The sequence below is a fragment of the Paraburkholderia xenovorans genome, from assembly GCF_046030735.1.
GTDB classification, from domain to species: Bacteria; Pseudomonadota; Gammaproteobacteria; order Burkholderiales; family Burkholderiaceae; genus Paraburkholderia; species Paraburkholderia xenovorans_A.
In genome coordinates, this window is the sequence record NZ_JAQQBV010000021.1 from 89,404 (window position 1) to 103,337 (window position 13,934).

Below are 13,934 nucleotides of genomic sequence, written 5' to 3' on the forward strand. Positions count from 1 at the left end.
CGGGAACGGTGGAATTGCGAGGTGGGCGCCGCGAGCGGACACACGCGCGAACTCACAGGGCGCTGAGGAAAACAGCACGCGCGCAGCGCCTCATCAGTCGCTCGCCACCGACGCATAGCGTCCGCCGAAGAACAGCAGCGGCGCGTGTTCGTCGAGAGAAAACACCAGCACCTCGCCGACGAACAACGTGTGGTCGCCGCACGGATGCCGGTCCACCACACGCGCCGCGAAACGCGCGGCCGCGTGTTCGAGCAGCACCACGCCTGCGAGCCCGTCGACTGGCGCAAAGCGCGGCGCAAGCCGGCTCTGCGGCTCGCCGGCGAAGTGACGGCTGTGCGGCTCCTGCGCTTCGCTGAGCACGCTCACGCCGAACAGCGCGCTGTTCATCAACCGCTCGTGCATGCGCGCGCGGTGTCCGACCGACACGACGATCAGCGGCGGCTTCAACGAGCCCGACATGAATGCGTTCGCGGTCATCGCATGCAGGGTGTCGCCGCTGCCCGTCGAAATCACGACGACGCCGGTCGCGAAGCGCCCGAGCGCATGACGGAAGCGCCGCTCGTCGAAGGTCGCGGCGTGATGAGGCGCGTGGTGGTTGGCGTGGTGGGACGCGTCACGGTCCGCCGCATTCGCGCACGTGGAGTCCTGGCATCCCGCACCGCTGCCCGCGGTCTGCGAATCTTCAGCGCGAAGGAAGCTGGCGTGCATCGCCGTTCTCCGGTTCGGCATCGTCGCTCTCTTCACCGCGTGCGATGTCTTGTGCGCGACTATCGCCCTCCGCCTGCACCGCGAGCTGTTTGTGCGCGATGAAATGCAACCACCATGCGTCGCTCGTGTTCACGTCGTCCGCGATGCGCTCGCCGCGGCAACTGCCGAATACCGCATCGCTCTGGAAGCCGCTTTCGGCAAGCTGCCGGCGCTGTTCGCACAGCGTCGTGTAGACGATCACAATGCCGAAGTTGTGCGCGGCCGCCGTCTTGACCGCATAACCGCCGTAGTCGTGATTCAGCTTCACATGACGCAGATAGTTCAGCGTGCCGAGCTGGAACGCGCGGATCGAGCGCAGCGTGCGCCAACCGAGTTTGAGCGGATTGCAGGTGAAGTGCGGCAGCAGTTGCCAGATGTTTTCGCGGTAGCCGGGGCCGTCGCGGTTATGCGACGAAAACAGCACATAACCGCCCGGCCGCAGCACGCGGTACATCTCGTCAAGGATCTTCACGCGGTCGGCGTAGTCGACGCTGTCGATCCCGTTCCAGCTGAAATCCACCAGCCCGTAGTGATCGGACGGCAAGTCGGACATGTCGCGCGCATCCATATGCCGCAGGTCCAGCTCCGGATAACGCGCCTTCGCCATGTCCAGCAGCTTCTGCGTGTAATCGACGCCGGTGTAGTCGTTCGACATCGCGGTCATCAGCGGAATCGTGCGGCCCGTGCCGACGCCGATATCGAGCAGCGGCAGGCCCGCGCAACGCGGTCTGAGCCAGTCGAACGCGGCCTGTTCGCCGGCGTCGGAGAAGGTCTTCTCGAGCGTGAATTCACGGGTCGCGTCCGGCGAATTCCACGCGATGCGGTTGATGCGGTCCAGTTCGGACCGTGACTGTGACTGTGACGATGACGGTGTATTCACGGCCTACTCCATCGAGGTAAAAGCGCGCCGGCTTCAGGACGCCGGTGCTCCACCCGTCTGCGCAGTCACGGGTTGCTTCGGGAACAGCTCATGCAGCGTCAGCGGCGCGATGTCGGCCACGGCTTCGGCTTCGGCTTCGGCCGAGGCCTCGGCTTCACACTGCACGGTGAGCGAGACCGCTGGCGGCGTCGCGCAAATCACGTCGGCGAACAGCCAGCTTTGCGCGTCGGCCATCACGGCTTCGCGTGCCGGACGCGTGAACAGCGCGTGATCCAGTTTCGGCAGCGTCGCCACGCACACACGCGGATAGCGCAGCAAGCCGCCGAGCCGCGCGCCGAACTGCACGCGCGCTTCGTCGAGACCGACGTCGAATTCGCCGTACACGAGCCGCATTTGCACGCGCTTCGTCTGCAACGTGTGGACGATGTCGCGCACCGCGTTACGTGTCAGTTGCCAGCCGGTGCGATGCTCGACCCAACCTGCGCCGGCGAGCCAGCAACGGCGCGCGATGCGCTTGCCGACCACGCTCGCGATCCGCAGCGGATGACTCTGCCCATGCAGCGCACGCGACCATTTCTCGCGGGTGAGCGCCGCGCGCCAGTAGACGTTCGTCGCGGCGAACTGATGCGCGCCGGGCTCGCGTGCCGCGCCGTCCCAGATGAACTTCTGCAGATTCACGCCGTAGCCGCCGACCAGGTTCGGATGCCGCGCGCACGCATGCAGCGCGACAAACGCGCCGCCGCACACGCCGAACATCACGACTCGCGAATGCCCTTGCGCGACGAGCCAGTCGACGCCGGCGGCCGCGTCGTCGCATGAGGTGTCGGAGTAGATCGTGTCGAGCGTGATGGTCAGCGCGCGCGGCGTGGCATCGCCGAGTCCGCCGAGATCCATGCGCAACGACGCGATGCCGAGCGCCGCGAGCCGCCGCGCGAACAGCACGAAGATGCGGCCGTCGCCGATGTGATGACTCGCGCCGGTGTTGCAGAAGAGCATCGCGGGCAGGAGCGCACCATTAGCGTCGGTGCTCGGCACCCGTGGTTCGCAGTAGATGCCGAAGTAGTTGCCGAACACTACCGGGCGCTCGGTCGCGTGCTCGAGTCTGAGCGCGGGCGTATCCGATGACAGCGGCTGTGACGTGTGGTGCGCGCTTTGCCCAGCATGTTGCCCAGCGTTTTGTTCCACACTCTGCGCAAGCCATTCCGTAACGCGTGAAAACGCTGCGACCGGTTCTTCGCTATACAACGCGTCGAGTACGAAACGGTCCTGTTCATCGAAGGTATCCTGCTCGACAGACACGCCGTGCGCCGCGTAACGCTCGGCCAGTTTCGTTGCGCGATTGCGGTCGCTCGAATCGAGCAGCAGCACGCGGCGCGCGGGCGCGGCGGTGTCGCGGCACAGATCGAGCGAGCCGACCTTCGCCACGTCGGCACCCTGCAGCCCGAAACCGAATGCTTCGACGTATTGCTCAGGGTCCGCGATCGGATCGGCGTTGATCCCCGCGGGCGTGCTCATCCATGTCTGCCGATGAGCGCGCAACTCGCGCAGATAGTTGCGGCCGCTGATCGCCGGCCCGAGCAGCACCAGCGAATCGATGTCGCCGAGCCGTTGCGCGGCCAGCGCGGCGAGCGTCGCGCCAAAGCGCAGGCCGGCCAGCGAGACGCCCGTCACGCCGGTCGTTTCGCGCAGAAAGCGGGTGGCGTCGACGATACTGTCGAGCCATGCATCGAGACGTTGCGGGTCGTCTTCGCTAGCAGCCGAATCGCCGGCGCCGGGGTAATCGAAGCGCAGCACCGGCATGCCGGTCGCGGCGATCCGTTCGGCGAGTTGGCGCCAGCCGCGATGCGTGCAAAGCGCGTCATAACCGAACGGATTGCACAGCACGACGCCCCGATCGCCGGCGGCAGGATGCAGCCAGCCGAAGCAGTCGCCGAAGACGACAGGTCTCATGGTCTTCCCTCGCAATTGGCCGCGTGCGACGCCGCGCTCACCCGAGCACGGGCCGTGCATGTTGTTTTTCGACCTGCGGCGTCCGCTATCCGTGTGGCGCCGCTTATGCCGATTATTAAACTGCGCGCCGCCGCAAGTTTCTGTACGCGCCCCCACACAGGCGCCGCGGGCGCCGCCGCACTATCTCCATCGACACCCGCGCCGGCACCGCCGCGCCCGCATGCGCGTTCAAGGTGCGGCTGCGCACCGACAGCGTCCGCAATAACCCTCACTCTCGCGTCATTCACCCGCTGGAACACGCACTATGGAACGAAGTATCGTCAAGAACATCTTCATCAATTTCGCGGGAGCCATCGCTCCGACGTTCGTTTCCCTGGTCACCGTGCCCGCCTATATCCACCTGATGGGTGTGGAGCGCTATGGCGTCATCAATCTGGTGTGGACGCTGATCGGCTATTTCGGCGTGCTCGATCTCGGCACCAGCCTCGCCACCGAAAACCAGATTTCCAAAGCACGCGCCGCCAACGACGATTCGATCGAGCAGATTTTCTGGAGCGCCTGGTTCATGAATCTCGGCACCGGGATCGTCGGCGGGTTGTTGGTGTATCTCGGCACGTTCGTCTACATCACGCACGGCGTGGCGGTCGACCCGGCATTCCAGCGCGAAGTGATGGCGAGCCTGCCGTGGATCGCGGTGGCCGTGCCGATCGCGAATGTGTCGTGGGTGTTCGCCGGTGCGATCAACGGCGTGGAGCGCTTTGCCAGTTTCAACATCAACCAGACGCTCGGCACCGCGCTGTTTCAATTGCTGCCGCTCGCGGCGATCTTCTGTTTTTCGCCGTCGCTCGCGGTGGTGATTCCGGCGGCGGTGCTCGCACGCCTCGTGGCCGGCGTGATGCTCGGCGCAGCGGCATGCCGCGCGATCGGGATTCGTCGCATGCGGCTGCCGCAATGGCACGTGATGCTCGAACTGTTCCGCTACGGCCGCTGGATGCTGCTGTTTTCCGGCGCGGGGATGATCGCGTCGACACTCGACCGCATGCTGATCGGCACGATGATGGGCGCGCGTTACGTGACCTACTACACGGCGCCGCAGAACCTCGTCTCGCGGCTCAATCTGCTGCCGGTCGCGATGGTGCGCACGCTCTTTCCGCGTCTGTCGGCGGTCTCGCGCGTCGATGCCGATGCGCTCGCGCACCGCTCGCTCGCGTTTCTGAACGGCGCATTCACGCCCTGCGTGATCGTCGCGCTGTTCGCGCTCAAGCCGTTCCTGACCTTGTGGCTGGGCGCGACCGTCGCGGCTGCGGCGCCGGTGGCAGGCGTGCTCGTGCTGGGCGTGTGGCTCGCCGGACAATCGAGCATTCTCGGCATTCTGATTCAGGCGCAGACCAACCCCGCGCTGGTGGCCGGCGTGAGCTGGCTGCAATTGCCGTTGTTCATCGTCGCGTTGTGGGCGGGGATTCACTGGTACGGGATCATGGGCGCGGGCGTGGTCGTGGCGTTCAAGGCGCTGTTCGACTACGGCGTGCTGCTGTATTTCTCGCGGTTGCATGTCGGGTCGATCGTGCGCAATATGCTCGCGCATCTCGTGTTCCTGTGCGTCTCGCTGGCGTTGGCCGATTCGATCAGCGCGTTGCCGACGCTCGTGGCCGTGGCGCTGCTGCTGGCTGCGGCGAATCTGGGCATGTCGCTGCATGGGTCCAGCGAATTGCGCGGGATGGTCTACAAGCTATGGACGCGCGTGACGTTTGCGGCGGGCAAAGCGTAGAAGATCAGGTATCCCGACAAAAAAGCGGACCGCGTGTCCGCTTTTTTTTCGCACTGTCCAGAGCGATCAGGAGGGTGTGGAGTGCGACACGTTGTCCGCCACCGCGACCGCAGGTGCGCTCATCTTGTTCGTCGCGAGGCTCGCGAAGCGCCGCGGCCGGCAGCTTGCCAGCGTGCGTTCATAGATCGCGAGGTAGCCGTCGCTCACCTGTTGCACGCTGAACTTGTCGAGGTTTTGCGGCGCCCGCGCGGCGAGTGCCGCGTGCATCGACGGATCGCCGAGCAGTTGGCCGAGCGCTTGCGCCAGCGCGGCGGGATCGTGCGGCGGCACCAGCAGACCGGCCGCGCCGTCGTCGAGCATCTCCGGAATGCCGCCGACGCGAGTCGCGACGATCGCGCGTCCCGTCTCGCGCGCTTCGCACAGAACCAGACCAGCCGGCTCATTATGCGAGGCCAGCACGAATACATCGGCCTGCGCGAGATACGCGCGCGGATCGGCGACAAAACCCTCGAAACGCACGTGCTGCGCGATGCCGAGTTGCGCGGCGAGCGCTTCCATCGCAGCACGGTCCGGGCCTTCACCGACGAGATAAAGCACCGCGGCCGGCAGTTGTTCGCGCAGTGTCGCGAATGCATGCAGCAGGTCGCGGATTCCTTTGCGCTCGTACATGCCCGCCACGGTGACAATGGACGGATGAGCGAGGCGCGGCAACGCCGGCACCGGCTGATCCGCGAGACGCGGCGTGCCGATCGTGCCGTTGCGCACCACGGCGAGCCGTGCGCGCGGCACGCCGCGCCGCGCCATCGCTACCGCCACCGCTTCGCTGACGGCGACGACGCGGTCGCCGACGCGCATCAGCGTAGCGCTCTTCTGGAATTCGTTATGCACGGTGGTCACGAGCACGAACCGCCGGCGCCACGTCGCGAAGCGCGCGATCAGCGCGCCGGTCATCATGTGCGCATGCACCACGTCGGGATCGATCTGCGCGACGAGCCGGTTGAAGCCGGCCACCATCGCAGGCAAACGCGACGGCCGCGGCGCTTGCGGCAGCACCACGTGGCGCACGCCGTGACGTGCGAGCAGCGCTTCGAATCCGCCGCCGCCGGACGCCACCGTCACGTCGTGTCCGGCTCGCGCCTGCATGCAGGCAAGATCGACCATCACGTTGACGATGCCATTGCCGATGGTCTGCGCATGATTGGCGAGGTGGATGATTTTCATGAGGTCGCGGCAAGCTCAGTCGATGTGAGGGCGCGCGGCAGCCGGCGAGGCCGTCTGTTGCGCGGTGTGAGGGGCGCTCTGCGCTGCAACCGGTGCTGAACCCGGTGCTGAACCCGGCGGTGTGAAGCGGTACATCAACGCTTTGCCGTGCCAGTCTTCCTCGACCAGCACGAGGTATTCACCCGACGCAAGGCGATGCGCGGTGATCGGCATCGGCACATCGGTCCAGCCGCTCGCTGAACCGACTTCCTTGCCCGGTTCGAGCCGGCCGACATCGCGGCCGGTCGCGCTGTCGTACACGCGCACGATCGCGCTCTTCGTTTCGACGGCGAACAGGTAGTCGCCCGCCACCGCAAAACCTTCGATCGACTGCGAATCCGGGCCGCCGCGATCGGGCAAGCCGATCATGTAACGCAGCGCGGGTTTGCCGCTTTTCCAGCGGTCGTAGCGCGCCAGCTGCGCGCCCGCGCCGTTCCAGTTGTCCTTCACGAACGGATGCGCGGGGGTCGAACCGGACACGTACATCGTGTCGCCGGCGGGGAAGTAGTTCAGACGCGCGATCCGCGAGAACGGCGCGGGCGGCGGCATCTGCCGCATCGCGGCGTAACGGTAGATGGGGTTGCCGACAGGGTCGAAACCCTGCAACGGAAAATGGCGGATGCCCTGCTCCTCGGTGCCTTGCCACACGTCGCCCGCGCTATCGACCCACCAGCCGCGCAGCGCCGGTGCGTCGCCGCTGCCGGCAGGCTGGTCGAATGCGTCGGCGGAGAAGTCGCCCTCGCCGCTCACATCGCGCCAGATCCATTCGCCATGCGGCGGCTGGTTCGGCGGCCACTCGCCGTCGAGATGCGACTGCGCGAACAGGCCGGATGGGATAGCGGTTTCACGGTCGGCGGCAAAACGGTAGACGCGCAGGAACGACGAGTACATGTCGGTGGTGAACAGCAGCCGATGGCCGCGCACGTCGCGCACCATCGGCATCCCGCGCTGGCCGCCGAGCGGCAGATGAAAATACGGGTCGTACGGATAGCGGAAACGGTCCGCGGTGTAGCCGGCGTAGGTCCATTCCTCGCCGGCCGGACGGCTCAGGTCGAGCGTGAAGCGCTTGCTGCCGCTGTACACCGAAGGCGGCTCGCCGTCGACGAACTGCGCGCCGTCGACGAACAGCAGCCCTTGCAGGCTGAAGCGCTGGCGGCCGTCGGGGGTGTAGCTCTCGATCAGCGCGCCGTCGTAGTTGTCCGGCGCGCCGTTGCCGCGCCGCGGACCGGCGCCGTTCATCGATACATAGAAGTTGCCGCCACGATCCACGCCGACGCCCGTCAGGCCGTTGAAGCGCCGCGGCCCAGGCGTGCCGGCGCGGCCGGCATAAATGCCGCCCTCTTCGCCGAAGCTCGCCGTCCAACGCATGTTTGCTCCTTGTCGTACGAAGGCGCTCGCTTTCGCGGCGGGTGGTGCGGATGGTGCGGATGGTGCGGGCGGTGTGCTTTGCGATGCGCCGGTTTGCGTGGCGGCTTGCGGGTTTGCGTCGTCGGTGAAAATCAGAATCTGTTGACGCGGCCCGTTGTCCGCGATCAGCAAGCGGCCGCGCGCATCGACGGCCAGATCCACCGGCACCGCGCCCTCCGGCAACGCCAGTTCGCCCAGACGCGCACCGTTACGCGCATGGTGGACGACGCGTCGCGCGCCGTCTGTGCGGCTGCTCTCAATGACCCACAGCGACCCGTCGGGCGCGAGCGCAACACGCCCCGGCTCGTGCACCGGAAAACCGCCCACCGGCTGCATGGTCTGCGCATCGAAAATCTGTACGCGGTTGTCGAGCGGGTTCGATACGAAGAGCCGCGTATCGTCGGCGGCCAATCCGCGAATCGCGTAGTCCTGTTTGCTCGAATATTTGCCGATCAGCAGAAACGCGAGGTGACTGCCGTCGGGCATCTTCAGTTGTCCGGAGAACGGCGCGCCGTCGCGGATGTCGACCCGGCTGCGCCGCGTCACGCCGCTCCACTGCTCGCCTTCACGCGGCATCCGTGCGCCTTTGACGAGGTCGTTGCCGAGACTCACGATCGATTGCGCGACATACACGTACTCGTCGTTCACCGCGATCGCGTCGCCGCCCAGCATTCCCCAGCCGTGCGATTCGCCGCCGTATCGCACCAGCTCGCCGTTGCGGTACTGGCCGATCTCGCCGCCGCCTTCGTCCCAGGGCGCGTTCGTGAAGACGTCGCCGTCGGGCGTGACGGCGAGCGCCTGCACGTCGATCTGCACCCAGCGATGGTCGCCGTAGCCCCACGTGTTGCCGATCCACGAGGTCCGGTACGACAAAGCGGGACGCGCGACGGCGGCCTGTGCTTCGGCGGCCGGCTGCGCGGCTGCCGCTACGGCGAGAGCGCTGGCGCCGGCTGTGGCCGCGGCGCTAGCCGTGCCACGTGTGCCGACCGCGCTCGCGGCCACAACTGCCGAAAGTCCACGCGTCACCGCAGGCACAGCCCCAGCCACAGCCCCGGCCCCGGCCGCCCCGCCATTCATCCCGCCGCTGCCCACCCCGGCTCCCGCCCCACCACCCACGACCAGCACCACCACCGGCAACGCGACAGCCGCCGCGCACACGATGCGTTCAAAAGTCTTGCGTTCGATACGTCGCATGGCGGGGCACGAGGCGCGTCAGAACGCGCCGATCGCCTCGCGGTAAACCTGCGCGACCTGCGCGGCGATCACCGGCCGGTCGAAGTGCTTGCGCGCATACGCGCGGCACGCGGCACTGTCGGGCACCGTGCGCCGGCCGAGCAGCACGTCCGCGATGCCCGCGCCGATCTCCTTGAAGCCGCCCGACTGCAACACCAGATCGGGCGACAGCGGCGCGACCGCCTCGGGCAAGCCGCCGACCGGCGTGACCAGCACCGGCGTGCCGGCCGCGAGCGATTCGATCGTCGTGAGTCCGAAGCCTTCGAGCGACACGGTCGGCACCACCGTCAAGTCGGCCGCGCGATACCAGAGCGGCAACTGCTCGTCGGGCACATAGCCCGCGAGGCGCACGTTGCGCTCCAGTCCCCGCGCGATGATGCGCGCCTGCAACTGCGCCTCGAGCGGCCCCTTGCCGGCGATCGTCAGGAGTACGTCGGGCAGCATTGGCTTGACGATCGCGAGCGCGTCGATCAGGTCTTCGAGACCCATGCGCGACACGAGGCGCCGCACGCAGAACACCAGCGGCCGGTCCTGCGGCACGCGCAGACGCTGGCGTGCCTGCTGCTGCGTCGCGCGAATCGCGAACTGCGCGACATCGACACAGCCCGGCACGATGCGAATACTGTCTTCACGCACGCCGTAGGTCTCGCGCAGGATCTGCCCGAACGCCTGCGACAGCACGATATGACGCGTCGCACCGCGATACACGAAGCGCTCGAGCCCGAGCCGGAATGCGCGCGACAAGCCGCCGCCACCGTCCGGATACGATTCGGCCGCCCACGGCCCATGAAAATGCACGACCTTCGGCACGCGGATGAACATGCCCGCGGTCGGCGCCGCGTACAAAGCGAAATGCGACGCGACGACATCGGGCATCTTCGCGTGACGAAACGCGCGCGACTGCGCCCGCGAGCGCCATAGGCGCGTGCCGAGGTGCGCCTGCGCGCTCGCGAACGCATGCACGCTGCCGCCCGACGCGCTCAGCACATCGGGGCTGCCCGCCACCATCCCACGCACATTGACGCCCTGCTGCGGCAGCGTGTCGACCAGCGCCTTGAACATCCGGTCGAGGCCGCCCGGCCGTTCGGTGAACCAGTGCATGCCGATCTGCAACGAATCGATCGACTCGCCCGCTTCGCTCGCGTTATCCGGCTGACCCGGTTGCGTCGTCGGACTCATAGTTCCGCCGATGCGGTCTTGCAGTTCGCGGGCAACGACTGTTCGCCGCGCCGCGCATGAACCTGCTCGTAGAGCGCCAGATAGCGTCCGGCCATCGCCTGCCAGCTCAGGCTTGCCGCAACCTCGCGCGCGGCGAGTCCCAACTTGCGCGCGTACTCGCGATCGTCCGCGAGCCGTGCGATCGCGACCGCGAGACCGGCCGCGTCGTCGGGATCGTCGAGCACGATCCCGCTTTCGGGCGTGATCACTTCGGCGCCGCCCGCGGTGTGCACCGTGACGACGGGCAAGCCGGTCGCCAGCGCTTCGAGCAGCACGAGTCCCATCGCTTCATAGCGGGACGGATACACGAACGCGTCGACCGAGCGCATCAATGCGGGCATGTCCATCACCATGTCCGTGAAGTGGACGCGTTCCTTCAACCCAAGCGATTCGGCCAACGCCGGATACGGACTGTTCTGCAAAATCCCCGCGACAGCCAGATGCACGTCAGGCGACGTTTTCACGAGCGCATGCAACAGCGTGTCCAGATTCTTGCGCGGCATCCGCAAATCGCCGGCAAACAACAGCATGAACGGCGCAGCGGGCAAACCGAAACGCGCGCGCTGCGACTCACCCGGCGCGAATTCGTCGATGTCGACGCCGTTATGGATCACCTGCAAGCGCTTGATGTCGATGCCGAGCGCGCGCACTTCGGTCGCGACTTTCCCGGACACCGGCACGACCACCTCGGCATGCCGCAGCGCCCATTTTTCGCAGACGATATTGAGCCGCGTGTAGATCACCTGATACGCGTGATACCAACCACGCACGAGACGGAACGGATAAAAGCCGCAGCGATACCAGCCGTCGTGCACGAAGTGCAGCGAGTTGACATCGGCGCTCGCCCACGCGATGAAACCGTTCACATGCACCACGTCGAATTCCTGCCGGTGCGCGCGAATCCACGCGCCGCAGCGCAGCGCGAATATCTGGTATTGCAGGAGCCGCGACGGCAGCCGGCTCGCTTCGATCTGCACGAAACGCAGCCGCGGATGCTGCGCGAGTTCGGGCGCCGTTTCGCGGGCCAGCAGCGTGACCGAGTGGCCCGCCGCGAGCGCCGCCTGCACGGTCTCGTAGTTGACGCGTCCTTGCCCATCGTTTTTCTTCACGACGTGCGTGACGACCAGAATCCGCATTCGGTTCTCCTTCATCGGACTATTTTTTCTTTCAGATCCGCACCGGCGCAGCGGCCGGTGTGGCGGATGCTGCGGACGTGGGGAATGTCGGGGACGTGGCCGGCCTCGCATGGCGGGCACGCGCATAGCGCAGCGAAATGACCGGCAGCGTCACGCCGATGAAGAAAAACATCCCCGAGGTCGCCGTCAGCGTGTTGATCATGACCATCATGGCGAGCGTGGACATCGCCACGCCGACGCCGCATACGGCGAGCATGTCGTTCGGACGCAGACGGCTCGCGCGAAAACCGCGCCACAGCATCATCAGAATCCCGGTGGTGTAGAGCAGCGTGCCCGGCCATCCCATCACGTACGGCACTTCCATCACGCCGCTGTCGAAGTCGACCATGGTCTGCGCCGACTTGTCGTCCGACAGCTTGCTGCCCGCACCGATCGAGCCGAACCCCTGGCCCGCGATATCGGTCAGTGCGGACGCCATGAAGGTTTTGTAGAACGCCGCGCGCGACTGATAACTGGTGTCGTCGCCAAGATTCTGCATCGAGTCGAAGCGCTTCATCACCGGTTCGGATACCTGATCGATCATCATCAGCGGCGCGGCCAGCAACGCGATGCCGAACAGCGCGCCCAGCAGACGCAAGCGGCTTTTGCCGTCGAGCATCGTCAGCGGATACAGCAGCGCGATCGCGAAGCCGCCCCACGAACTGCGCACACCCGTCAACAACAGCACGGGAATGCCGATGCAGCCGAGCAGGATGCGCGTCTTGCCGCGCGCCGCGAGCGACATCAGGATCAGCACCATCAGCGTGGCCGCGAACGGGCCGCACGAATTCATCGTGCTGCTCACGCGCATGCCGAACGGCACGGCCTGCCCTTCCGAATGCATCTGCGACGCGTTGAGCCAGAACGCGTCCCACGGCATCGGCGAAACGAATTCGACGAGGCCGTACACGCTCATCAGAATGCCGCCGTACACGAATGTTTTGAGCAACACGCGGTGATAGGCCGGATAGTGACGCCACGTGACGAGCAGATAAAACGCCACCATCACCGGATACAGCCAGACGATCAGCGTGAACGTGGCCGCCGCGAGACCGACCTGCGCGATGCCGACGATATACGCATAGAGCAGCGCGACCACGATCAGCACCAGCGGCGCGGTGCGGCGCTGGCCGAGCAGGCGCACGTGCTTGAGCAGCGTGAGACCGGTCAGCGCGACCGCGGCGAGCGGCGCCACCATGATCGGGCTCTGCGGATTGAACGAGCCGTTCGTGAAGTCGGCGAGACGCCTCACCTCCGGCGACAAAAACACCAGCCAGCACACGAAGCCCAGGTAATGCGCGGGCGAGCGCCAGTACAGGAACCCGGCGATACCCACCGCGCACAACGGATAAAGGAATTCGACCAGCTTGCCCTGACGCAGCAGCACGAGGCCCAGCGTGACCACGAACAGCAGCACCGGCAACAGCGTCGGATGACGCAGGCCTTCGCGAGCGGTGCGTGCCGGATCGATGGTACGTGTGCGGGTTTCCCACGCGGCGGCGACCGGCACGTCGCCGCGCAACGCACGCGCCTTCACCGGCGCGGACGCCGATCCCACGTGCGTCTGCGTCGAAGGCGTGACCAGCATGCGCCCCATCACAACAGCTCGAACGTGTTGATGAATGCCATCCCGCCGCGCTCGCGGCGGCGCACGCCGAACGGCGACTGGCTCGCGCGCATCTGCCGCGTGAGGCCGATGAACGGCACGCCGTGTTCGAGATACGGCCCTTCCGTCTTGCGAAAACCGAACTGTTCGTAGAAATCGCGCAACCCCACCGCCGCGCTCACGCGCACCGCGCGGCCGGGCCAACGCTCGGCGATCGTCTGCAACACGCGTTCGATCAGCAGTTCGGCGGTGCCGTCGCCGCGCCGCAGCGGGCTCGTCAGGACTTTATCGATGGTGATTTCCGGATCTTCCGCGTCACCCGGTTGCAGACGGGCATACGCGAGCACCGGCATCGGCCGCGCCATATCTTCGACTGCGAACACATGCAGCGCGCCTTCGTCGCGGCCATCCGCGTCGAGACAGACGTGCGACTGTTCGACCACGAACACCGCGCTGCGCGCCCGCAGGATCAGATACAACTCGCGCGCCGAAAGCTGATCGAATTCCAGCGTTTTCCAGTTCATCAGGTTCCCCAGCGGTATCAGGTTTTGCGAAGCGGGCCCCGTGCACCGCTCCCGGCAAACCGGCTCGATAGGCCGGCTCGTTGTCATGGCTACACGGTACGTCCGCGAAACGCGTGTTTCCGTGCGCCATCGCACTGACGCTGGTCTTTCGCGAACCTTTAATACG

At 66.4% G+C, this 13,934-nt stretch carries 10 protein-coding genes; 1 reads left to right on the forward strand and 9 read right to left on the reverse strand.

The genetic code is table 11. The features are described 5' to 3' along the window. Positions 1 to 93: 93 nt before the first annotated feature. The 3 genes from PQQ51_RS21225 to PQQ51_RS21235 are packed head-to-tail and all read right to left on the reverse strand — an operon-like array spanning position 94 to position 3,577. Positions 94 to 708 carry a flavin reductase family protein gene (locus PQQ51_RS21225; RefSeq protein ID WP_408498778.1) on the reverse strand — a complete coding sequence of 205 codons (615 nt, stop codon included), beginning with the start codon at positions 706 to 708 and terminating at the stop codon, positions 94 to 96. Then, positions 683 to 1,627, reverse strand: a complete 945-nt coding sequence (locus PQQ51_RS21230; RefSeq protein WP_408498779.1) for a class I SAM-dependent methyltransferase — start codon at positions 1,625 to 1,627, stop codon at positions 683 to 685. Before PQQ51_RS21230 ends, PQQ51_RS21225 begins: the two co-directional genes overlap by 26 nt. Before the next feature lie 33 nt (positions 1,628 to 1,660). Further along, entirely contained in the window at positions 1,661 to 3,577 is a 1,917-nt protein-coding gene (locus tag PQQ51_RS21235; protein WP_408498780.1) for an alpha/beta hydrolase family protein, read from the reverse strand. A 304-nt stretch (positions 3,578 to 3,881) separates the two neighbouring features. Between PQQ51_RS21235 and PQQ51_RS21240 the strand changes: the two genes are divergently transcribed. After that, positions 3,882 to 5,345: an oligosaccharide flippase family protein gene (locus tag PQQ51_RS21240; protein ID WP_408498781.1), complete on the forward strand. Its 1,464-nt coding sequence runs from the start codon at positions 3,882 to 3,884 to the stop codon at positions 5,343 to 5,345. Positions 5,346 to 5,411: 66 nt separating this feature from the next. On the opposite strand, the gene PQQ51_RS21245 is transcribed toward PQQ51_RS21240, so the two are convergent. From PQQ51_RS21245 to PQQ51_RS21270, 6 genes are read right to left on the reverse strand one after another with little or no spacing between them, the layout of a single operon-like run. Next, positions 5,412 to 6,566, reverse strand: a complete 1,155-nt coding sequence (locus PQQ51_RS21245) for a glycosyltransferase family 4 protein (RefSeq protein WP_408498782.1) — start codon at positions 6,564 to 6,566, stop codon at positions 5,412 to 5,414. A 15-nt stretch (positions 6,567 to 6,581) separates the two neighbouring features. Next, complete coding sequence (locus PQQ51_RS21250; protein WP_408498783.1) at positions 6,582 to 9,206, reverse strand: NHL repeat-containing protein; 2,625 nt, start codon at positions 9,204 to 9,206, stop codon at positions 6,582 to 6,584. A gap of 18 nt (positions 9,207 to 9,224) precedes the next feature. After that, a complete protein-coding gene (locus PQQ51_RS21255; RefSeq protein WP_408498784.1) occupies positions 9,225 to 10,424 on the reverse strand; it encodes a glycosyltransferase family 4 protein in 1,200 nt (399 codons plus the stop codon). Continuing rightward, positions 10,421 to 11,599 (reverse strand): glycosyltransferase family 4 protein, encoded by a 1,179-nt coding sequence (locus PQQ51_RS21260; RefSeq protein WP_408498785.1) that lies wholly within the window; start codon positions 11,597 to 11,599, stop codon positions 10,421 to 10,423. The genes PQQ51_RS21255 and PQQ51_RS21260 overlap by 4 nt, the downstream gene beginning before the upstream one ends. Before the next feature lie 31 nt (positions 11,600 to 11,630). Beyond that, the gene (locus PQQ51_RS21265) at positions 11,631 to 13,235 is read right to left on the reverse strand and encodes an O-antigen ligase family protein (RefSeq protein ID WP_408498786.1); all 1,605 of its coding nucleotides are present in this window, start codon (positions 13,233 to 13,235) and stop codon (positions 11,631 to 11,633) included. Beyond that, positions 13,235 to 13,768, reverse strand: coding sequence for a GNAT family N-acetyltransferase (locus PQQ51_RS21270; protein WP_408498787.1), 534 nt, complete (start codon positions 13,766 to 13,768; stop codon positions 13,235 to 13,237). Before PQQ51_RS21270 ends, PQQ51_RS21265 begins: the two co-directional genes overlap by 1 nt. Positions 13,769 to 13,934 lie beyond the last annotated feature (166 nt).

Excerpts from the sequence above, each read along its gene's own strand:
- PQQ51_RS21255 (WP_408498784.1), bottom strand. The coding sequence starts at position 10,424 with ATGAGTCCGACGACGCAACCGGGTCAGCCGGATAACGCGAGCGAAGCG.
- PQQ51_RS21265 (WP_408498786.1), bottom strand. The coding sequence starts at position 13,235 with ATGGGGCGCATGCTGGTCACGCCTTCGACGCAGACGCACGTGGGATCG.
- PQQ51_RS21270 (WP_408498787.1), bottom strand. The coding sequence starts at position 13,768 with ATGAACTGGAAAACGCTGGAATTCGATCAGCTTTCGGCGCGCGAGTTG.
- PQQ51_RS21235 (WP_408498780.1), bottom strand. The coding sequence starts at position 3,577 with ATGAGACCTGTCGTCTTCGGCGACTGCTTCGGCTGGCTGCATCCTGCC.
- PQQ51_RS21245 (WP_408498782.1), bottom strand. The coding sequence starts at position 6,566 with ATGAAAATCATCCACCTCGCCAATCATGCGCAGACCATCGGCAATGGC.
- PQQ51_RS21250 (WP_408498783.1), bottom strand. The coding sequence starts at position 9,206 with ATGCGACGTATCGAACGCAAGACTTTTGAACGCATCGTGTGCGCGGCG.
- PQQ51_RS21240 (WP_408498781.1), top strand. The coding sequence starts at position 3,882 with ATGGAACGAAGTATCGTCAAGAACATCTTCATCAATTTCGCGGGAGCC.
- PQQ51_RS21225 (WP_408498778.1), bottom strand. The coding sequence starts at position 708 with ATGCACGCCAGCTTCCTTCGCGCTGAAGATTCGCAGACCGCGGGCAGC.
- PQQ51_RS21260 (WP_408498785.1), bottom strand. The coding sequence starts at position 11,599 with ATGCGGATTCTGGTCGTCACGCACGTCGTGAAGAAAAACGATGGGCAA.